This window comes from Kitasatospora sp. NPDC090091, assembly GCF_044747365.1.
Lineage (GTDB): Bacteria > Actinomycetota > Actinomycetes > Streptomycetales > Streptomycetaceae > Kitasatospora.
The window spans coordinates 206400-225176 of record NZ_JBIVDY010000010.1; the positions used below are offsets into that span (position 1 = coordinate 206400).

The following is an 18777-nucleotide window of genomic DNA, read 5'->3' on the forward strand; positions in this document are numbered from 1 at the left end:
GCGAAAGCGGCGGATCAGACGGTACGGCGGTCCACCAGGACCGGGCGCTCCGGCAGCGCCAGAGCGGCGCGCGATCCGATCGGCAGCGCGGCGGCGGCCTCGGTCGGCAGGTCGGCCTTGACCTCGGTGCCGTCGTCGAGCCGGACGGTCAGCCGGGTCACGGCGCCCAGGAAGGACGCGCCGACCACCAGCGCCCGGCCGTGCTCGTTCGGGGCGAGCGAGACGTTCTCGGGCCGGACGAGCACCTCCAGGGAGCCGTCGGCGGGCACCTCGCCGTCCACCGCGTGGCGGCGGCCGAGCACCTCGACGCCGTCCCCGCTGCGCACGCACGGGATCCGGCTCATGGTGCCGACGAACTCGGCGACGAAGGCGGTCGCCGGGCGGGCGTACAGCTCGGACGGGGTGGCGCACTGCTCCAGCCGGCCGGCGCGCAGCACCGCGACCCGGTCGGCCATCGACAGCGCCTCCTCCTGGTCGTGGGTGACGAACAGGGTGGTGATCCCGAGCTCCTGCTGCAGGCGGCGGATCTCCTCGCGCAGCGAGAGCCGCACCTTGGCGTCCAGCGCGGAGAGCGGCTCGTCCAGCAGCAGCACGCGCGGCTTGAGGGCCAGCGCCCGGGCGAGCGCGATGCGCTGCTGCTGGCCGCCGGACATCTGGTGCGGGTACCGGTCGGCGTGCTGCGGCAGGCCGACCAGCTCCAGCAGCTCCTGGGCGCGCCGGCGGCGCTCGGCCTTGGCGGTGCCGCGCATCCGCATGCCGAAGGCGACGTTGTCGGCGGCGGTCAGGTGCGGGAAGAGGCTGTAGGACTGGAACACCATGCCGGCGTCGCGCTTGTGCGCGGGGATCGCGGTGATGTCCTTGCCGTCGACCAGGACCTGGCCCGAGTCGTGCTGCTCGAAGCCGGCGAGGATGCGCAGCGCGGTGGTCTTGCCGCAGCCGGAGGGGCCGAGCAGGGCGAGCAGCTCGCCCGGGTGGACGGTCAGGTCGAGGCCGTCCAGCGCGGTGGTGGCGCCGAAGGTGCGGCGCAGCGAGCGGAACTCGACGGTCGCACCGCCGGGAGCGAGGGGGACGCCGGCGACGGGGGCGGTAACCGTGGTCATGGGGGGCAACTCCGGGGGTTTCAGGAGGTGGTCTTGGTGCCGCGCTCGCGGCCGACGGTGGCCAGCAGGAGCAGCAGCAGCCAGGTGATCAGCAGGCTCAGGATGGAGACCGCCACCGACATGTGGGCCTGGCTGTTGCCGACCGAGTAGATCCACACCGGGAAGGGCTGGTAGCCGAGGATGGAGGCGGCGGTGAACTCGCCGAGCACCAGCGCCAGCGTCAGGAAGGACGCGTTCAGCAGCGCGCCGCGCAGGTTGGGCAGCACGACGGTGAACACCGCGCGCGGCCAGGACGCGCCGCAGTTGCGGGCGGCCTCGACCAGGGTGCGGACGTCCACGGCGCGCAGACCGGCGTCGATCGCCCGGTAGGCGAGCGGGAGCGACATCAGCACGTAGGCGATGACCAGGACCAGCGGGAAGTCCGGGTCCTGGATGAACACGAAGGTCTGGAAGAACGGCGTGTCCATCAGGTAGTCCGGGCCCCAGCGGAGCACGCCGATCAGGCCGGCGGTCAGCGCGACCGGCGGGACGACCAGCGGCAGGGTGCAGAGCACGTCGATCACCGGGCGCAGCCGGGGCGAGCCGAGCCGGACCGCGACCAGGGCCGGCACCAGCAGGAGCAGCAGCACCACGACGGTGACGACGGCCAGGCCGAGGGTGAGCCAGAGGCTGTCCAGGAAGCCCTCGGCGCTCAGCAGGCCGGTGTAGGCCTCGAAGGAGAAGCCCTTCGGATCGTCGATCGAGAAGTACCCGGCGGCGGCCAGCGGCACGATGAAGTAGATCCCGGTGAGCAGCAGGACGGCGCCGCGCCACCAGCGCACCTTGCGGCGCGGGGGCGTGGTGCGGGCGGGGGTCAGCTGAGCCATCGGGCGCTCCGGCGCTGGAGGGGGAGGTAGACGGCCATCACCAGGACGGCCACCACGATCATGTTGAGGCTGAGGGCGAGGGCGAGGTTGCCCTGGCCGACCAGGACGTTGCCGGAGAGCGCGTCCGCGATCGAGCGGCTGACCAGCGGGACGGTCGCGCCGACCATGGCGGCGGCGGTGGCGTACGCGGCGAAGGCGCTGCCGAAGAGCAGGACGAAGCCGCCGAGCAGCGAGGGCAGCAGGATCGGCAGCGCGACGTGGCGCCAGTACTGCACGGTGGTGGCCCGGTTGTTGTGGGCGGCCTCGCGCCACTGGACCCGCAGGCCGTCCAGGGCCGGGGTGATGGTGAGCACCATCAGCGGGATCAGGAAGTACAGGTAGACGATCGTCAGACCGGTGAACGAGTAGAGCGTCCAGCCGTGGTCGGTGAGGTGCAGCAGCTTGGTGACCTCGCCGGCGTTGCCGAGGGTGGCGACGAACGCGAAGGCGAGCGGCAGGCCGCCGAAGTTGGCGAGCACGCCGGAGGCGGTCAGCATGGCCTGGCGCAGCCAGGTGTGCCGGGAGGTCACCACGGCCTGGGCGATCGGCAGGCCGATCACGGTGGCGAGCAGCGCGGTCAGCGCGGAGAGCTTGAGGCTGCTGACCATCGCCGTCCAGTACGCGCCCTGGACGGACGCGGTGACGTTGTCGAGGGTGAACTGGCCGCCGCCGCCCTCCGCGTCGGTGGAGGTGGTGAAGGCGCCGATCACGATCGCGACGGCCGGCAGGCCGAAGCCGATCACGAAGAAGAGGAAGAGCGGCACGGTGGCGAGCCAGGAGGCGCCGCCGAGGCGCCGGCGGGGGCGCCGGCGGGAGGTGGGGGTGGTCGTCGTGGCGGTGGCGGACGCCCCCGCGCCGCCACCGGTGTCGGTGGCGGCGGGGGTGGTCGGCACCGGGGTGGGAGCCGTGGTCATGTGTGGGATCAGCCCGTTCGAGTGTTGCTGACGGATCGTCAGCCAGCGATCGCCTTGGTCCAGTTCTCGGTGACGACCTTCTTGGCCGCGGTGATCTGGTCCTGGGTCGGGAAGGTGGTGAACGGCTTCTCGACGGTCGGCAGCTTGGCGGCGGCCGCGGCGTCGAGGGTGCCGTCCTTCTTCAGGGCGTCGAAGGTGGCCGGGGTGGCGTAGCCGCCCAGGAAGAGGTTCTGGCCCTCGGCGCTGAACAGGTACTCCTGCCACAGGCGGGCGGCCGCCGGGTGCGGGGCCCACTTGTTGATGCCCTGGTTGTAGAACTGGGCGTAGCTGCCGTCGCCGGGGACGGAGACCTTCCAGTCGACGCCCTTGTCCTTGAACTCGTCGGTGTAGCCGGCGTTCAGGTAGGACCAGTCGATCGAGATCGGGGTCTCGCCCTTCTCGATGGTGGCCGGGGTGGACTCGACCGGGTTGAAGTTGCCCGAGCTCTTCAGCTTGCCGAAGAAGTCGATGCCGGGCTGGATGTTGTCCAGCGAGCCGCCGTTGGCGAGCGCGGCCGCGTAGACGCCGCCGAAGGCGGAGCCGGACTTGGTCGGGTTGCCGTTGAGGGCGACCTGGCCCTTGTACTCGGGCTTGAGCAGGTCGGCGAAGGTCTTCGGGCAGTTGGGGATCTTCTTGGCGTCGCAGCCGATGGAGATGTAGCCGCCGTAGTCGTTGACGCGGGCGCCGCTCGGGTCCTTCATGGTGTCCGGGACCTTGTCGAAGGTGGCGACCTTGTAGGGGGCGAGCAGGCCGTCCTTGACCGCCTGGACGGCGAAGGCCGAGCCGAGGTCGACCACGTCGGGGGCGCGGTCCTGGCCCTTGCGGGAGGTGATCGCGTTGATCTCGTCCTGGCTGGAACCGTCCGGGTTCTCGTCCTCGATCTCGATGCCGTACTTGGCCTTGAACGAGTCCATGATCTTGCCGTAGTTGGCCCAGTCCTTGGGCAGCGTGATGACGTGCAGCTTGCCCTCCTTCTTGGCCGCGGCGACCAGGGCGTCCATCCCGCCGAAGTCGGCGGCCGAGGTCGCCTCCTTGGCGTCCTTGGCGCCGGCCTTGGCGGCGTCGCCCGACTTCGCGCTGGACGAACCGGCGGAGCCGCAGGCGGTGAGGGAGAGTGCGGCGGCGGTCAGTACGGCCGCGAAGGCGGCGGCGCGGGCACGGTGCACGGTCACGGGTCAGTCTCCTGATCGGGGGCGTACTGCGAGGGGGAGTTCGAGGCTTGGAGGTCGGGGGAGGCCGGTTCGGAAGATCCCGAGTTGACTAGCCAACTTCGTCCGACGGGGGTAAGTACGCCGGAGTCCGGTGACGGGAAGGTGAACGGATGGCCCAGAACCGGGGTCGGCTGTGGGAACGGTCGAATCAGGCCATCGGTGAGTGATCGGCCGAGTGCGATGCTTCGAGGGCGCAGCGGGATAAGGTCGGGCTGTCCGCGCCGGTACGGCTGCGCAGGACACCGCCCCAGGAGGGACATTGACTGACGTGGCACTGGAGCCCGAACGCCCCGCCGCTCAGGAGCGCGGCTCCGGCGCGCTGTACCGCAAGGTGGCCGCCGACCTGCGCGAGGCGATCACCACCGGCGCGTTCGGCGAGGCCGGCCGGCTGCCCGCGGAGGGCGCGCTCGCCGAGCAGTACGGCGTCTCGCGCGGCACCGTCCGGCAGGCGCTGGCCGTGCTGCGCTCGGACGGGCTGGTCACCTCCCGCCGCGGCACCCGCCGGGTCGTGCTGGGCACCGCCCGGGTGCAGAGCTTCTCCGAGCTGCTCAGCTTCACGCACTGGGCGTACTCGATGGGCGAGGAGCCCGGCGGCATCCTCGACTCGCTGGTGCGCCGGCCGGCCGACGCCGCCGAGCGCGAGCAGCTGCGCCTGGAGCAGGGCTCCGAGGTGTACGTGACGGTCCGTCTGCGCACCCTCTCCGGCACGCCGGTGATGGTCGAGCGGACGATCTACCCGCCCCGGGTCGGCGAGATCGTCGCCCAGCTGCCGCCGGACGTGGTCTCGCACACCGAGGTGCTGCGCGAGCACGGCATCCTCTTCACCGACGCCGACCACACCATCGACATCGTCGCGGCCAACGCCGAGGACGCCCGGCTGCTCGGCTGCCGCCGCGGCGGCCCGCTGCTGCGCGAGCGGCGCCGCACCACCGACCCGACCGGCACCCCGGTGGAGTGGTCCCAGGACCGCTACCTGCCTGGCACGGTGGCCTTCAGCGTGCACAACTCGCTGGCCACCTCGGCCCTCTCCCGCCACGCCCGGGAAGGCGACTGACCGGCCGAAGCGGCCGGAGCGCCAAGCCGGCCGGAGCGGCGGGACGGCCGGAGCGGCAGTCCGGAGCGGGAAGACGGAGCAGGCGGCCGGAGCGGGAGGCGCCGGCCGGCGCAGGGCCGGGGCCGGGGCGGCCTCCCGCTCCGGGGGCTCACGCCATCAGGGCGGCGAGCAGCGGCCGGAAGTGCTCGAAGCCCGGCGTCGCGGCGTCGGCGTCCTTCGCCTGCTCGTCCCAGCGGCGCACCGCCACCGCGTCCTCGGCGCCCGGGTGGGCGGCGAACGCGGCGGCCTGCTCCTCGTTCATCGGCCCGCCCTGCACCTGCAGGGTGTACTCGGAGGCCTCGGAGAGCCGCGCCCGGTAGCCCGGCTCGACCGCGCACAGGTAGCGCTTGGCGGCCACGTGCAGCCGGATCGGCTCGGTGACCTCCGGGCCGAACCACTGCGCCAGCCACTGCGCGCCGGTGTCGCTGTGCCGGTTGTCCTGCCCCTGCATCAGGTCACGCCCGTGCAGGGCCCCCTGGAAGTGGCCGACGTCGTGCAGCAGCGCGGCCGCGACCAGGTGCGGGGCGGCCCCGGCGGCCACGGCCAGCGCGCCGGCCTGCAGCATGTGCTCGGCCATGGTGACCGCCTCGCCCAGGTACTCGCCGGCGCCCTCGCCCGCGAACAGCTCGCCGATCGCGTCCAGCGCGGCGTTGCGGCGGTCCAGCACGGCGAGGGTGGAGGCCAGCGCGTCCAGGTCGGCGTAGCAGCCCTGGAGGTGGCGCGCGCCGTCCTGCTCGAACGCCGTCCGGGCGTGCAGGAGGCGGGTGTTGTCGAAGATCAGGCAGTCGCCGCGGTCGAGCCGGAACTCCAGCTGCAGCTCGGGGCGGAGCGTGATCGCGGCGAAGCGGCGGTAGGCGGCGTAGAAGGCCTCCAGCTCGGCGGCGGAGCCGCGCAGGGTGCCGATCGAGCGGTTGTTGAACCGCACCTCGCGGATCCGGCCCAGCGCGTCCACGTCGATCAGCGGCCGGTCGGCGCGCAGCTCGGTGCCGCGGTCGCGGAAGACGAACGGGACGGGGGTGCGGGTGAGCACCGCGAAGTCCTCCGGCGTCTCCTCGCGCAGGATCGCGGCCGCCCGGAAGCCGTCCACCAGCCCGGAGTCGCCGCCGGTCGCCGAGTTCTCCAGGCAGTGCAGCAGCTGGAGGGTGGGCACCGGGTCCCGGTACGGGTTGTCGGTGTGCGGGGTGATGGCGACGCTGGTGAAGGCCAGGTTGTTCGGGTCCGGCTCGACCCGGACGTCGAACAGCTCGCCGTAGTTGGTGACGCGGACGAACCCGAAGGTCTCGGCGACGGCGAGCACCTGCCGCTCCACCGCCGGCACCCCGCGGAGCACGGCGAAGCCGCTGCGCCGGACGGCGCCGAGCACGGCCGCCTGCTCGGTGGGGTTCCCGAGGTACTCGGTCCACTCGGCCTCCGGGATCCCGCGGGCGAAGTCCGCCGCCACCCAGAGCCGCTTGTCGGCCTCCGTCCGCCCGTCCCCGTCGCGCTCGGCGTCCAGCCAGGCCAACGGGTACCGCGACCGGTGCCCGTCCGACCAGAGCACCTCCAGGTTGCCGTCGATCCCGGTGCTCGCGGCGATCGAGAGGTCCTCGGGCAGGTCGTTGATCTGGAACAGCTTCTGCCCGTTCCGCGGGTCGCGGCACTCGGCACACGGGCAGTTGTCGCGCAGCCAGTACGGCGGCAGCTCGGACACGGTTCTCCTCCTGGGCGGCGTCTCTTCCGGTGAAGTTGTATAGCCAACTTCACCGGCTGGCTGGAGCCTGCCGGGCCTCGGTGAGCTCTGCGTGCCGCGCAGGTGAACGCCGGGGGAACTGTGCCGGGAGGTGCCGGCCGGGAGCCGTGACCCCCGGTGAAGGTGGCCCGGCCGGCGGCTTCGCCGGCCGGATGGGGCGGCCGTTCGGGTGAGGGAGGTGGGTCGCGGCGCGTTTCGGCGCGGGGAGGCGCGGGTGCTGGGGCACTGTCGGGGTGGATTTCCCTGATCTGAGAGGCGGCTGGGCATGGCTCACCCCACGACTGAAACCCCCGCTGCTTCGGGGCATACCGGGCTCAAACGAGAAGTCGGGATGATCGGGCTGCTCTGGGCCTCGGTCGGCGCGATCATCGGGTCCGGGTGGCTGTTCGGAGCGGAGAAGGCGGCGGTGGCGGCCGGCCCGGCGGCGCTCGTCTCGTGGGGGATCGGGGCGGTGGCGATCATCCTGCTGGCGCTGGTCCACGCCGAGCTGGGCGGGCTCTTCCCGGTGGCGGGCGGGACGGCGCGCTACCCGCACTACGCGTTCGGCGGGTTCGCGGGGATGTCGTTCGGCTGGTTCACCTGGCTGCAGGCGGCGACCATCGCACCGATCGAGGTGCAGGCGATGATCAACTACGCCCAGCACTGGACCTGGGCGGACGGCCTGCTGAACGCGAACCAGACGCTCACCACCGGGGGCTTCTTCGTCGCGGCCGCCCTGCTCGGCATCTTCGTGGCGATCAACTTCCTGGGCGTCCGGCTCCTCGCGCACACCAACAGCGTGGCCACCGTGTGGAAGGTCCTCGTCCCGGTCCTGGTCATCTTCGTCTTCGGGTTCACGGAGTTCCACGGCTCCAACTTCAGCGTCCACGGGTTCGCGCCCGTCGGCGCCAAGGGCGTGCTCGCGGCGATCAGCTCCAGCGGGGTGATCTTCGCCCTGCTCGGCTTCGAGCAGGCGATCCAGTGGGCGGGCGAGAGCCGCAACCCCCGCCGGGACATCCCGCGGGCCGTCCTCGGCTCGGTGGTGATCGGCACGCTGATCTACGTCCTGCTCCAGGTGGTGTTCATCGGCGCCCTGCCGCCGGAGACCCTCGCGGGCGGCTGGGCCGCCCTCGACTACCCCGGCATCAGCGGGCCGTTCGCCGGCCTCTCGACGCTGATCGGCCTCGGCTGGCTGGCCACCGTCCTGCGCATCGATGCGATCATCTCGCCCGCCGGCACCGGGCTCGTCTACATGACCTCCAGCTCGCGGGTCACCTACGGCCTGAGCCGCAACGGCTACGCCCCGCAGACCCTGCAGTTCACCGACAAGCGCTCGGTGCCCTGGCTCGGCCTGATCATCGCGTGGGTCGCGGGCGTGCTCTGCTTCCTGCCGTTCCCGAGCTGGCAGCGGCTGGTCGGCTTCATCACCTCGGCCGTCGTGCTGATGTACGCCGGTGCGCCGCTGGCCTTCGGCGTGCTGCGCAAGCGGCTGCCGGCCCTGGAGCGGTCGTACCACCTGCCCGCCGGGACGATCGTCTCGCCGATCGCCTTCGCGGTCGCGAGCCTGATCATCTTCTGGGCCGGCTGGGACACGCTCTGGCGGCTGGGCCTGGCGATCCTGATCGGCTACCTCCTGCTCGGCGGGTACTCCGCGTACGCGACGGCGAAGGGCGTCCCGAACGCGCCCCGGATGGACTTCAAGGCGGGCCAGTGGCTGCCGCCCTACCTGATCGGCATGGGCCTGATCTCCTGGCAGGGCACCTTCGGCGAGGGCGCCCAGGGCAACCTGCCGCTCTGGTGGGACATCCTCGTGGTGGTCGTGTTCTCCCTGGTCGTCTACTACTGGGCCCTGGCGGTCGCCCTGCCGACGGAGGAGATCGAACGGAACATCCGCGGCGTCGAGGTCGTGGAGGCCGGCGGCCACTGACCGCCGGACCCGGAGCGGCCCCCGTGCGAACGGGGGCCGCTCGCTGCTGCCGGGCCCTAGCTGTTCTGACCCGTGGCGGCCGCGGACCAGGCGGCGTCGGCCGCCGCCAGGGCCGGTGCGGCGTCCGCGCCGGTCGCCGTGGCCAGGGCGGCGAGGAAGCCGCGCACGGTGTCCCGGCCGGCCGCCGGGCCGTAGTGGTTGACCCGGAGCATCCCGGTGGCCAGCGCCCCGCCGCCGGGCTGGACGGGCAGTGCCGGTCGAGGCGGAGCAGCTCGGCGGCGAGGGCGCCGGCGTCCACGCCCGCCGGGGTGCGCAGGGTGGTGGCGACCGGGGCGGCGTGGGCGTCCTCGGGGACGAACGGGGTGAGCGTGCCGAGGGCGCGGACACCGGCCCGGGTGGCGGCCGAGGCGGCGCGGTGGCGGGCGATCACGGCGGGCAGGCCGTCGGCGCCGATCCGGTCCAGGCAGGCGCCGAGCGCGAGCATCTCCAACTGGGCCGGGGCGTGCGGCAGCACGGTGCGACCGGCGTCCGTCCAGCGCTCCTTCCAGTCCAGCAGGGACAGGTACGAGCGGCGCGGTGCGGCCGGGTTGGCGGCGATCCGCTCCCAGGCGCGCTCGGAGACCGAGACGGCGGAGACGCCGGCCGGGCCGCCCATCGCCTTCTGCCCGCCGATCACGCACAGGTCGATGCCCCAGGCGTCGGTGAGCAGCGGCTCGGCGGCCACCGAGGCCACGGCGTCCACCATCAGCAGCGCACCGTGCGCGCGGACCACGGCCGCGACCTCGGCGACCGGGTTGGTGTTGCCGGTGGCGGCCTCGGCGTGGACCAGGGAGACGAAGTCGACCGCCGGGTGCTCCCGCAGGGCCGCCTCGACCTGGGCGGCGGTGACCGCGCTGTCGAACGGCACCGCGAGGTCGACCACCTCGGCCCCGCAGGAGCGCAGCCAGTTGCCGAAGGTCTGGCCGTAGGGGCCGGTGACGATGTTCAGCGCGGTGGAGCCCGGGTGCGCGGCGCCGCGGATCGCGGCCTCCAGCGGCAGCAGCGCCTCGCCCTGGGTGACGATGACGTCGGCGGTGGTGTGCAGCAGGGCGGCCACCTGGTCCTCGATCGCCGCGAACTCGGCGGCGCTGAGCGGGGGCAGGTCGAGGTAGGGGGTCACGCGCCGGCCTTTCGGAGGTGGGTCGTTCGGGCGGGAATGAGTCTGCCGCACTTGCGGGGGTCCCGGGGAACCGGCCGCTCGGTAGAGTGCGGGCCATGAGCGATGGTGCGGTGCTGCACGTCCGGGGTCGGGTGCTGGTCGGTCCGGAGGACGTCCGGGACGAACTCTGGGTGGTGGACGGGCGGGTGGCCTTCGACCGGCCGGCCGGGGTGCGCGACGTGCGGACCGTGACCGGCTGGGTGCTGCCCGGCCTGGTGGACGCGCACTGCCACGTCGGCCTCGACGCGCACGGCGCCGTCGACGCCGCCACCAGCGAGAAGCAGGCGGTCACCGACCGCGACGCCGGCACGCTGCTGATCCGCGACGCCGGCTCGGCGGCCGACACCCGGTGGATCGACGAGCGCGAGGACCTGCCCCGGATCATCCGGGCCGGCCGGCACATCGCCCGCACCCGCCGCTACATCCGCAACTACGCGCACGAGATCGAGCCGGGCGACCTCGCCGCCTACGTCCGGGCCGAGGCCCGGCGCGGCGACGGCTGGGTGAAGCTGGTCGGCGACTGGATCGACCGCGACCGCGGCGACCTCTCCGCCTGCTGGCCCGGCGACGCGCTGGCCGAGGCGATCGCGGCGGCGCACGAGGAGGGCGCGCGGGTGACCGCGCACTGCTTCGCCGCCGAGTCGCTGCCCGACCTGCTGGCGGCCGGCATCGACTGCATCGAGCACGCCACCGGGCTGACCGAGGAGCTGATCCCGGTCTTCGCCGAGCGCGGCGTCGCGATCGTCCCGACCCTGGTCAACATCGCCACCTTCCCGCAGCTGGCGGCCGGTGGCGAGGCCAAGTTCCCGGCCTGGTCCGCCCACATGCGCCGGCTGCACGAGCGCCGCTACGACACCGTGGGCGCCGCGCACGAGGCGGGCATCCCGGTGTTCGTCGGGACGGACGCGGGCGGCTCGCTCGCGCACGGCCTGGTCGCGGACGAGGTGGCCGAGCTGGTGAAGGCCGGGCTCACGCCGGCCGAGGCGCTCTCGGCGGCCAGCTGGGGCGCGCGCCGGTGGCTGGGGCGACCGGGCCTGGAGGAGGGCGCGCCGGCCGACTTCGTGGTCTACGACGAGGACCCGCGGGCGGACGTCCGGGTGCTCGCGGACCCGCGGCTGGTGGTGCTGCGCGGGCGGCCGGTGGCGTGATCGCGGCGGTGGTTCGGGCCCGGCGGTGTCCCCGTGGTGGTGCCGTCGTGGTGGTGCCCCCGTGGTGATCATCCGGTGAACGGCCTGTCGGCGTAGGCCGATAGGGTGGCGGCCATGGCACCGCGTCCACTGAACGAGATCGTCGAGCCCGGTTGGGCCACCGCGCTGGAACCGGTCGCCGGGCGGGTGGCCGCCATGGGCGACTTCCTCCGCGCCGAGCTGGCCGCCGGCCGCACCTACCTGCCGTCCGGGCCGAACGTCCTGCGCGCCTTCCAGCAGCCGCTCGCCGACGTGCGGGTGCTCATCGTCGGCCAGGACCCGTACCCGACGCCCGGCCACGCGGTGGGGCTCAGCTTCTCGGTCGCGCCGGACGTACGGCCGATCCCGGCCAGTCTGATCAACATCTTCCAGGAGTACGGCAACGACCTCGGCCTGCCGCAGCCGTCCAACGGGGACCTCACCCCGTGGACGCAGCAGGGCGTGCTGCTGCTCAACCGCGCGCTGACCACCGCGCCGCGCAAGCCGGCCGCCCACCGCGGCAAGGGCTGGGAGGAGGTCACCGAGCAGGCGATCCGGGCGCTGGTGGCGCGCGGCGGCCCGCTGGTGGCGATCCTCTGGGGGCGCGACGCCCGCAATCTGCGCCCCCTGCTGGGCGATGTGCCGGCGATCGAGTCCGCGCACCCGAGCCCGTACTCCGCGAACGGCGGCTTCTTCGGCTCGCGGCCGTTCAGCCGGGCCAACGACCTGCTGGTTCGGCAGGGTGCCCAGCCCGTGGACTGGCGGCTGCCGTAGCGCCGGGTGCGGCGGATCGGCCCGAAACAGCGGTTCGGCAGCGGCGGGCGTCAACCTCACCCGAATGAGTGAAATGACGCTCCGTGTGGCTCATGTGACGGGCTGTTCGAGAAGACTGGCGGCTCGTCGTACGGAGCGCCAGCCCCTTGCCCCGCCCTGCGGGTGATGTCGGAGGAGGCGCGCTCTACCGAGATCACCACCCGTGGGGGTACCGCCATGTCGTCGTCCGTCCGTTCCGCCGCCGCCGTCGCGGCCGCCACCGCCGCGGTGTCGGCGCTGATAGCCGTCCCGTCCGCGCACGCCGCCGGGCCGTCGCAGGCCCCGGCCGCCCCGGCCGCGGCGCCCGCGGCGCAGGGCGGGAAGGCGCGCGCCGTCACCGCCGAACTCGACCTGGACGTCAGCCTGTTGAACAAGACGGTGGACGTGCCGGTGAACATCGCGCTCAACAAGGTCGAGACCCCGGCGCAGCGCTCGGGGGCCGCCCAGCCGGAGACCGGGGGCGGCGCGGTGCTCACGGCCAAGGTCGACGGCGTCGACCAGCAGGGGCCGGTCACCCTGGTCAAGGCGGACGTCGGCCGGTCCGTGGTGAAGGCCGACGCCGCGGGCGCCTCGGCCTCCGTCAAGCTGGTCAACGCCGACGTGCACGCACCCGGCCTGCCGGCGACCACGCTGCTCGGCCTGGAGTCGCTCAGCGCCTCGGCCACCTGCCCGGTCGACGGGCAGCCCGCCGCCGACGTCGTCGCGCCCGCGCGGCTGACCGTGCTCGGCAAGCCGGTCACCCTCAGCCTCTACGGGCCGACCAAGGTGGACGTGCCGCTGGTCGGCGGCGTCTCGGTGGAGTTCTCCAAGCGGACCACCACCTCCACCACGGCCGCCGCCTCCGCGCTGGAGGTGCAGATCGAGGTCAACCCGCTCAACCTCAACGTCGCCAAGGTCACCGGGAAGATCACCGTCGCCTCGGTGAGCTGCGAGAAGCCCACCGGGCCGGCCTCGCCGACCACCGCGCCCACTCCCTCGGCGGCCGGCACCGCGCCCGCCACCGGCGCCCCCGCCGTCCAGCCCGCCGTCGACACCACGGCGGGACCCACCACCCCGGCCGCGCGGACCGCCACCGGGAGCCCGTCGGGCGGGGGAAGCCTCGCCGCCACCGGAGGCAGCGCCGCCGCCGTCCCGCTCGCCGCGGGGGCCGCGGGCCTGGTCGTCGCCGGAGGCCTCGCCCTGCGGGCCACCCGCCGCCGCGCGGGGCACGCCCGGCGGCACTGAGCCGCGGGACGCGACGTGCGGGAGTGCCACGATCGGCACTCCCGCACAGTGACCGTGCCAATGCGGACGGTTGGTTCACGTGCGCGTTACATGAGAGGAACAACCGGGAAACGGCGGCTTGCAACGCTACGCGGGCACCCACCACCCAGTTTGCGAGGTACACCGCCGTGGCAATCAAGGCCGAGTACATCTGGATCGACGGCACCAAGCCGACCGCCAAGCTCCGTTCCAAGACTCGGGTCCTGGCCAACGCGGACAAGATCCCCACCTGGGGCTTCGACGGTTCCTCCACCAACCAGGCCGAGGGCCACGCGTCGGACCGGGTGCTGGAGCCGGTCAAGGTCGTCAAGGACCCGATCCGCGGCGGTGACAACATCCTGGTCCTCTGCGAGGTCCTGGAGACGAACGGTACCGCGCACGAGTCGAACACCCGCGCCCTGCTGCGCGAGGTCGCCGAGAAGTACGCGGCCCAGGAGTCGATCTTCGGCATCGAGCAGGAGTACACCTTCTTCAAGGGCTCCCGCCCGCTCGGCTTCCCGGAGGGCGGCTACCCGGCCCCGCAGGGCGGCTACTACTGCGGTGTCGGCGCCGAGGAGGTCTTCGGCCGCGAGATCGTCGAGCTGCACCTGGACCGCTGCATCGACGCCGGCCTGGCCATCTGCGGCATCAACGCCGAGGTCATGCCCGGCCAGTGGGAGTTCCAGATCGGCCCGGTCGACGCGCTGACCGTCTCGGACGACCTGTGGATCGCCCGCTACCTGCTCTACCGCACCGCCGAGGAGTTCGGCATCGACGCCACCCTCGACGCCAAGCCGGCCCGTGGCGACTGGAACGGCGCGGGTGCGCACACCAACTTCTCCACCAAGGCGATGCGCGAGGGCTACGACGCCATCATCACCGCCTGCGAGTCGCTCGGCGCCTCCCAGGAGATCGTCCTGGAGCACGTCAACCAGTACGGTGACGACATCCAGTCCCGCCTGACCGGCAAGCACGAGACCGCCCCGTGGAACGTCTACAGCTACGGCGTCTCCAACCGCGGTGCCTCGGTCCGCATCCCGTGGCAGGTCGAGGTGGAGCAGAAGGGCTACATCGAGGACCGTCGCCCGAACGCGAACGTCGACCCCTACGTCGTCACCCGCCTGCTGATCAACACCTGCTGCGAGGCCCTGGAGAAGGCCGGCCAGGTCTGATCCGCCCCTCCGTCGTACGGCCGTCGGCCCTTCCCCGCCCGGGGGAGGGCCGACGGCCGTTCGGCGCCCTTGATCGGTGCCGGGGCGGCGGCGGACAATGGCGCGCATGACCGCTCCCGCCCGCGTTCTCCTGGTGCGACGCCTCCACGTCGACCTGGTGCGGGTGTGCGCGGCCGGCTGTCGCGGGTGACGTCCCTCCGTTCCGTCCCCTCCCGCAACCGCCCGGCACCTGGAGCGCACCCGTATGTCCCTGACCTTCCACTGGTTCCTGCCCACCAACGGCGACAGCCGCCACATCGTCGGCGGCGGCCACGGCTCGACCCCCGGCACGGCCGGCTCGGACCGGCCGCCGAGCATCGCCTACCTGGGCCAGATCGCCCGCAGCGCCGAGCAGTTGGGCTTCGAGGGAGTGCTCACGCCGACCGGGGCGTGGTGCGAGGACGCGTGGCTGACCACCGCGATGCTCACCCAGGTCACCGAGCGGCTGAAGTACCTGGTGGCCTTCCGGCCGGGGCAGATCGGCCCGACGCTGGCCGCCCAGATGGCCGCGACGTACCAGCGGCAGTCCGGCGGACGGCTGCTGCTCAACGTGGTGACCGGCGGGGAGTCGGCGGAGCAGCGGGCCTACGGGGACTTCCTGGACAAGGACGCGCGGTACGCCCGGACCGACGAGTTCCTCGCCATCGCCCGGCGGCTCTGGGCGGGGGAGACCGTCGACCACGACGGGGCCCATCTGCGGGTCGAGCGGGCGGCGTTGACCCGGCTGCCGGATCCGGTGCCGCCGGTTTACTTCGGCGGTTCGTCCCCGGCGGCCGGCGAGGTCGCCGCCCGGCATGCCGACGTCTACCTCACCTGGGGCGAACCGCCCGCGATGGTCCGGGAGAAGCTCGCCCGGGTGCGCGAACTCGCCGCCGCCCGGGGGCGGGTGGTGCGGTTCGGCATCCGGCTGCACGTGATCACCCGGGACACCTCCGCCCAGGCCTGGGCGGAGACCGAGCGGCTGCTCGCCGGGATGGACCCGGCGCGGGTCCGGGCGACCCAGCGGGCGCTGGCCGAGAGCGAGTCGGTCGGGCAGCGCCGGATGCTTGCCCTGCACGGCGGTTCGGCCGAGCGCCTGGAGGTCCACCCGGGGCTCTGGGCGGGGATCGGCCTGCTGCGCGGCGGCGCGGGCACGGCGCTGGTGGGCAGCCACCGCGAGGTGGCCGACCTGATCACCGAGTACCACGAGCTGGGCATCGACGAGTTCGTCCTCTCCGGGATCCCGCACCTGGAGGAGGCCTACTGGTTCGGCGAGGGCGTCCTCCCGCTGCTCGCCGCCCGCCACCTCTGGCGCCGGCCGTGACCGGCGCCCGGCCCGACACGACTGGATCTAGGGGATGCGGAACTCCTGGGACTTGTTGCCGGGGGTGCAGGTGACCATGGTGGCCTGCCTGCCGGCGCCGTTGTCGGTCAGGCAGCTCTGCCCCATGTAGTCCTTGAGCGCGAACGCGCCGGGCGTGGAGGCGGCGGCCACCGTCCAGTTGTTCAGCACGCTGAAGCCGCCGGAGAGGGACACCCGCCCGTCCGTCTCCTGGACGAGGGCCGGGCCGCTCAGGTTGCACGGGTAGATCTGGTACCAGCCGCCGGGGTTCGGGTCCGAGCGCACCCAGCCGTAGGCGGTCGTCCCGCCCATCACCACCGCCTGGCCGCCGACCGGGCTGTCCTTGGAGAGACCGAGCTTGAGGCCGGACGCCACGCTGACGATGGCGCCCCACTTGCTGCCGCCGCAGCCGGCCGGCACCGACGGCTGCTGCGGTGCCGTGGTGGCGGGCGGAGGCTGGGGCGCGGAGGTGGTGGCGGGCGGGGCCTGGGTGGCGGCGGGCGGCGGGACGACGCCCCCGCCGTTGCCGTTGGCGCTTCCGCCACCGGTCGCGCTGCCGCTCCCACCGCTCCCGCTGCCGCCGTTCCCGCCACCGCCGGCGGCTCCGCCGGTGCGCGGGGGCGTGCCCTGGCCGCCCGCGGCCGCGCCGCCACCGCCGGCGGCCCCGCCGGCCACGGCGCCGCCGCCCGGGTTCTGGGCGGTTCCCGGCTGGTTGCCGGCGGCCGGTACGGGCTGCGTCCCGGGAGCGGGGGTGGTCGCCTCCGGCGCCGGGGTCTCGGTGGGCGACGGGCTGCTCGGGGGCAGGGTGCTCGGGGAGCCGGCCGGCGGCGTGGCGCCGGTGGTCGCGGGCGCGGTGACCACGACGGACGGCTGCCCGTTCGGCGTCTCGGCGTTGGACGAGAAGGGCGCGCGGTCGATCAGCAGGACGGTCGCGGTGGTCGCCGTGATGACGACCGGGAGGACGACGGGGACGAGGAAGCCGTGCCGCCTGCGGCGGTTGCCGGGTTCGGTCGCGTCGCGGTCCTTGACCTGGCCGACCTCGCCGGCGGCCGCGTCGGGCGCGGGCGCACTGGCCGCGGGCGCACCGGCCGCGGGCGCATCGGCCTCGGCGGCCGCCGGCTTCGCCGCGCCGCCCGCTGAGGCTGCGCCGCCGGCGGCTGCGCCACCCGCGCCACCGGCCGCCCCGGCCGCCGCCGGCCCCGGCCCGGCGCCGATCGCGGCCCGCGCCGCGGCCGCCATCGCGGCGGCGTCCGCGAACCGTTCCTCCGGCTGCTTTGCGAGCGCTCTGGAGACCAGATCCCGCACCGCCTCCGGGAAGGCCGCGGGCAGCTCCGGCACCGGCTCGCGGAGGTGCTTGAGCGCGACCTCCAGCACCGACTCGCCGACGAACGGCGGCTTCCCGGTGAGCAGTTCGTAGGCGACGACGCCGATCGAGTAGAGGTCCGAGGCCGGGGTGACGGACTTCCCCTCGGCCTGCTCGGGGGCCATGTACAGGGCCGTCCCGATCACCGCGTGGGAGGCGGTGAGCTTGGTGCTCGCGACCGCCCGCGCGATGCCGAAGTCGGTCACCGTCACCTGGCCGTCCGGGCGCAGCATCAGGTTGGACGGCTTGACGTCGCGGTGCACGATGTCCTGCCGGTGGGCGGCGGCCAGGGCGTCCAGCGCGGTGGCGAGCAGCCCGAGCGCGCGCTCCGGCTCCATCGGCCCGCCCTCGGCGAGCACCGTGTCCAGCGGCCGCCCTTCGACCAGCTCCATGACGATGTAGGCGGTCCGCTCCTCGCCGTCCCGGCCGCTCTCGCCGTAGTCGTGGACGTCCACGATGCCGGGGTGCTTGAGTCCCGCGAGCAGCTGGGCCTCGCGCCGGAAGCGCTGGACGAAGGTGCCGTCCTCGACCAGGCCCGGATGCAGGATCTTCACCGCGACCCGGCGCGCCAGCACCTGGTCGTCGGCGCGCCAGACGGAGCCCATGCCCCCGCCGCCGATCCGCTCGGTCAGTGTGTAGCGGCCCCCCAGCACGGTACCCCGGCTGCTCATGCCCCTGCCCCCATGTCATGCCCCGGCCCGGACCGGGCCCCCGTCGGTCGCACAGTGTGCCAGAGAGGTTCACACCTCCGGCCATGCTACGGACAAGGGGCCTGTCTTGTGGATCAGGCCGGGGCTGCGACGCCTGGGCACGCACCTCGCCGCGTTGTCGTCGGTCGCCGATGCTCCGCATGGACTCCCTCCTCCGCCTTGCGATGCACGCACCCAGACGCCGCGGCCTGATCCGACCTGATCCACAAGACAGGCCCCCGATCCGACTGTCCGTCAGGGGGATGCCGGTGCCGAACGGGCGTGAAATCGGCTGGCCGCGGGGCGTCCTGCGCGCCATGATGCGCGGGTATGACGCAGCCGCTGCTCCTGCTCGATGTCGACGGACCGCTGAACCCGTACGCCGCCAAGCCCCACCGCCGGCCGGAGGGCTACCGCACGCACCGGGTGAAGCCGGACTCCTGGGTGGCCCGCTTCCCGCGCCGACCCGCCGAGCACGTGCGCCCGCTGCGGCTCTGGATCAACCCCGACCACGGCCCCCACCTGCTCTCCCTGCCCTTCGAACTGGTGTGGGCCACCACATGGATGGACGAGGCCAACACCTGGATCGGGCCGTTGCTCGGCCTGCCCCGGCTGCCCTGGATCAACTGGCCCGAGCTGCACCGGGAGGACCCGGACGGCCTGCACTGGAAGACCCGCAGCCTGGTCGCGTGGGCGGCCGGGCGCCCGTTCGTCTGGGTGGACGACGAGTTGGGGCCGCAGGACACGGAGTGGATCGCGGCCCACCACCCGGGCGATGCGGCCACGTTCCGGATCGACCCGCGGGTCGGCCTGCGGGAGGACGACTTCGCGACGCTGGGAGCGTGGGCGGCCTCCCTGGACTAGGCCCTGTCCGCCG

General features: G+C 73.7%; 14 protein-coding genes and 1 pseudogene. 8 read left to right on the top strand and 7 right to left on the bottom strand.

The window, feature by feature from the left end; all coding sequences use genetic code 11:
- Positions 1-14: 14 nt before the first annotated feature.
- From ACIPSC_RS19490 to ACIPSC_RS19505, 4 genes are read right to left on the bottom strand one after another with little or no spacing between them, the layout of a single operon-like run.
- The gene (locus ACIPSC_RS19490) at positions 15-1100 is read right to left on the bottom strand and encodes an ABC transporter ATP-binding protein (RefSeq protein WP_400827061.1); all 1086 of its coding nucleotides are present in this window, start codon (positions 1098-1100) and stop codon (positions 15-17) included.
- A gap of 20 nt (positions 1101-1120) precedes the next feature.
- Complete coding sequence (locus ACIPSC_RS19495) at positions 1121-1966, bottom strand: ABC transporter permease (RefSeq protein ID WP_400827062.1); 846 nt, start codon at positions 1964-1966, stop codon at positions 1121-1123.
- The gene (locus ACIPSC_RS19500; RefSeq protein WP_400827063.1) at positions 1954-2919 is read right to left on the bottom strand and encodes an ABC transporter permease; all 966 of its coding nucleotides are present in this window, start codon (positions 2917-2919) and stop codon (positions 1954-1956) included. Before ACIPSC_RS19500 ends, ACIPSC_RS19495 begins: the two co-directional genes overlap by 13 nt.
- 38 nt (positions 2920-2957) lie before the next feature.
- Positions 2958-4130 (bottom strand): ABC transporter substrate-binding protein, encoded by a 1173-nt coding sequence (locus ACIPSC_RS19505; RefSeq protein ID WP_400827064.1) that lies wholly within the window; start codon positions 4128-4130, stop codon positions 2958-2960.
- A gap of 307 nt (positions 4131-4437) precedes the next feature.
- Here ACIPSC_RS19505 and ACIPSC_RS19510 point away from each other — a divergent pair, with 307 nt between their 5' ends.
- A complete protein-coding gene (locus ACIPSC_RS19510; RefSeq protein ID WP_395298533.1) occupies positions 4438-5223 on the top strand; it encodes a GntR family transcriptional regulator in 786 nt (261 codons plus the stop codon).
- A gap of 148 nt (positions 5224-5371) precedes the next feature.
- On the opposite strand, the gene ACIPSC_RS19515 is transcribed toward ACIPSC_RS19510, so the two are convergent.
- Positions 5372-6952 carry a phosphonate degradation HD-domain oxygenase gene (locus ACIPSC_RS19515; protein ID WP_400827066.1) on the bottom strand — a complete coding sequence of 527 codons (1581 nt, stop codon included), beginning with the start codon at positions 6950-6952 and terminating at the stop codon, positions 5372-5374.
- 370 nt (positions 6953-7322) lie between these two features.
- Between ACIPSC_RS19515 and ACIPSC_RS19520 the strand changes: the two genes are divergently transcribed.
- Positions 7323-8897, top strand: a complete 1575-nt coding sequence (locus tag ACIPSC_RS19520) for an APC family permease (protein WP_400827068.1) — start codon at positions 7323-7325, stop codon at positions 8895-8897.
- A 56-nt stretch (positions 8898-8953) separates the two neighbouring features.
- Here the strand turns inward: ACIPSC_RS19520 and ACIPSC_RS19525 are convergent.
- A pseudogene (locus tag ACIPSC_RS19525) lies at positions 8954-10056 on the bottom strand (pyridoxal-phosphate-dependent aminotransferase family protein).
- Between the two features lie 95 nt (positions 10057-10151).
- Here ACIPSC_RS19525 and ACIPSC_RS19530 point away from each other — a divergent pair.
- The 5 genes from ACIPSC_RS19530 to ACIPSC_RS19550 all read left to right on the top strand — a co-directional run bounded on the left by ACIPSC_RS19530 (position 10152) and on the right by ACIPSC_RS19550 (position 15830).
- Entirely contained in the window at positions 10152-11243 is a 1092-nt protein-coding gene (locus ACIPSC_RS19530; protein ID WP_400827070.1) for an amidohydrolase family protein, read from the top strand.
- Positions 11244-11357: 114 nt separating this feature from the next.
- Positions 11358-12035 carry a uracil-DNA glycosylase gene (locus tag ACIPSC_RS19535; RefSeq protein ID WP_400827072.1) on the top strand — a complete coding sequence of 226 codons (678 nt, stop codon included), beginning with the start codon at positions 11358-11360 and terminating at the stop codon, positions 12033-12035.
- A 216-nt stretch (positions 12036-12251) separates the two neighbouring features.
- Positions 12252-13298 carry an SCO1860 family LAETG-anchored protein gene (locus tag ACIPSC_RS19540; RefSeq protein ID WP_400827073.1) on the top strand — a complete coding sequence of 349 codons (1047 nt, stop codon included), beginning with the start codon at positions 12252-12254 and terminating at the stop codon, positions 13296-13298.
- Between the two features lie 167 nt (positions 13299-13465).
- The gene (glnII, locus tag ACIPSC_RS19545) at positions 13466-14488 is read left to right on the top strand and encodes a glutamine synthetase GlnII (RefSeq protein WP_313765981.1); all 1023 of its coding nucleotides are present in this window, start codon (positions 13466-13468) and stop codon (positions 14486-14488) included.
- Positions 14489-14732: 244 nt separating this feature from the next.
- The gene (locus ACIPSC_RS19550) at positions 14733-15830 is read left to right on the top strand and encodes an LLM class flavin-dependent oxidoreductase (RefSeq protein WP_400827074.1); all 1098 of its coding nucleotides are present in this window, start codon (positions 14733-14735) and stop codon (positions 15828-15830) included.
- A gap of 27 nt (positions 15831-15857) precedes the next feature.
- Here ACIPSC_RS19550 and ACIPSC_RS19555 read toward each other — a convergent pair whose 3' ends face one another.
- The gene (locus ACIPSC_RS19555) at positions 15858-17882 is read right to left on the bottom strand and encodes a serine/threonine-protein kinase (protein ID WP_400827076.1); all 2025 of its coding nucleotides are present in this window, start codon (positions 17880-17882) and stop codon (positions 15858-15860) included.
- 348 nt (positions 17883-18230) lie between these two features.
- Between ACIPSC_RS19555 and ACIPSC_RS19560 the strand changes: the two genes are divergently transcribed.
- A complete protein-coding gene (locus ACIPSC_RS19560; RefSeq protein ID WP_400827077.1) occupies positions 18231-18764 on the top strand; it encodes a hypothetical protein in 534 nt (177 codons plus the stop codon).
- Positions 18765-18777: the final 13 nt, after the last annotated feature.

Excerpts from the sequence above, each read along its gene's own strand:
- ACIPSC_RS19490 (WP_400827061.1), bottom strand. The coding sequence starts at position 1,100 with ATGACCACGGTTACCGCCCCCGTCGCCGGCGTCCCCCTCGCTCCCGGC.
- ACIPSC_RS19530 (WP_400827070.1), top strand. The coding sequence starts at position 10,152 with ATGAGCGATGGTGCGGTGCTGCACGTCCGGGGTCGGGTGCTGGTCGGT.
- ACIPSC_RS19520 (WP_400827068.1), top strand. The coding sequence starts at position 7,323 with ATGATCGGGCTGCTCTGGGCCTCGGTCGGCGCGATCATCGGGTCCGGG.
- ACIPSC_RS19550 (WP_400827074.1), top strand. The coding sequence starts at position 14,733 with ATGTCCCTGACCTTCCACTGGTTCCTGCCCACCAACGGCGACAGCCGC.
- ACIPSC_RS19560 (WP_400827077.1), top strand. The coding sequence starts at position 18,231 with ATGACGCAGCCGCTGCTCCTGCTCGATGTCGACGGACCGCTGAACCCG.
- ACIPSC_RS19495 (WP_400827062.1), bottom strand. The coding sequence starts at position 1,966 with ATGGCTCAGCTGACCCCCGCCCGCACCACGCCCCCGCGCCGCAAGGTG.
- ACIPSC_RS19555 (WP_400827076.1), bottom strand. The coding sequence starts at position 17,882 with ATGAGCAGCCGGGGTACCGTGCTGGGGGGCCGCTACACACTGACCGAG.
- ACIPSC_RS19540 (WP_400827073.1), top strand. The coding sequence starts at position 12,252 with ATGTCGTCGTCCGTCCGTTCCGCCGCCGCCGTCGCGGCCGCCACCGCC.
- ACIPSC_RS19535 (WP_400827072.1), top strand. The coding sequence starts at position 11,358 with ATGGCACCGCGTCCACTGAACGAGATCGTCGAGCCCGGTTGGGCCACC.
- ACIPSC_RS19500 (WP_400827063.1), bottom strand. The coding sequence starts at position 2,919 with ATGACCACGGCTCCCACCCCGGTGCCGACCACCCCCGCCGCCACCGAC.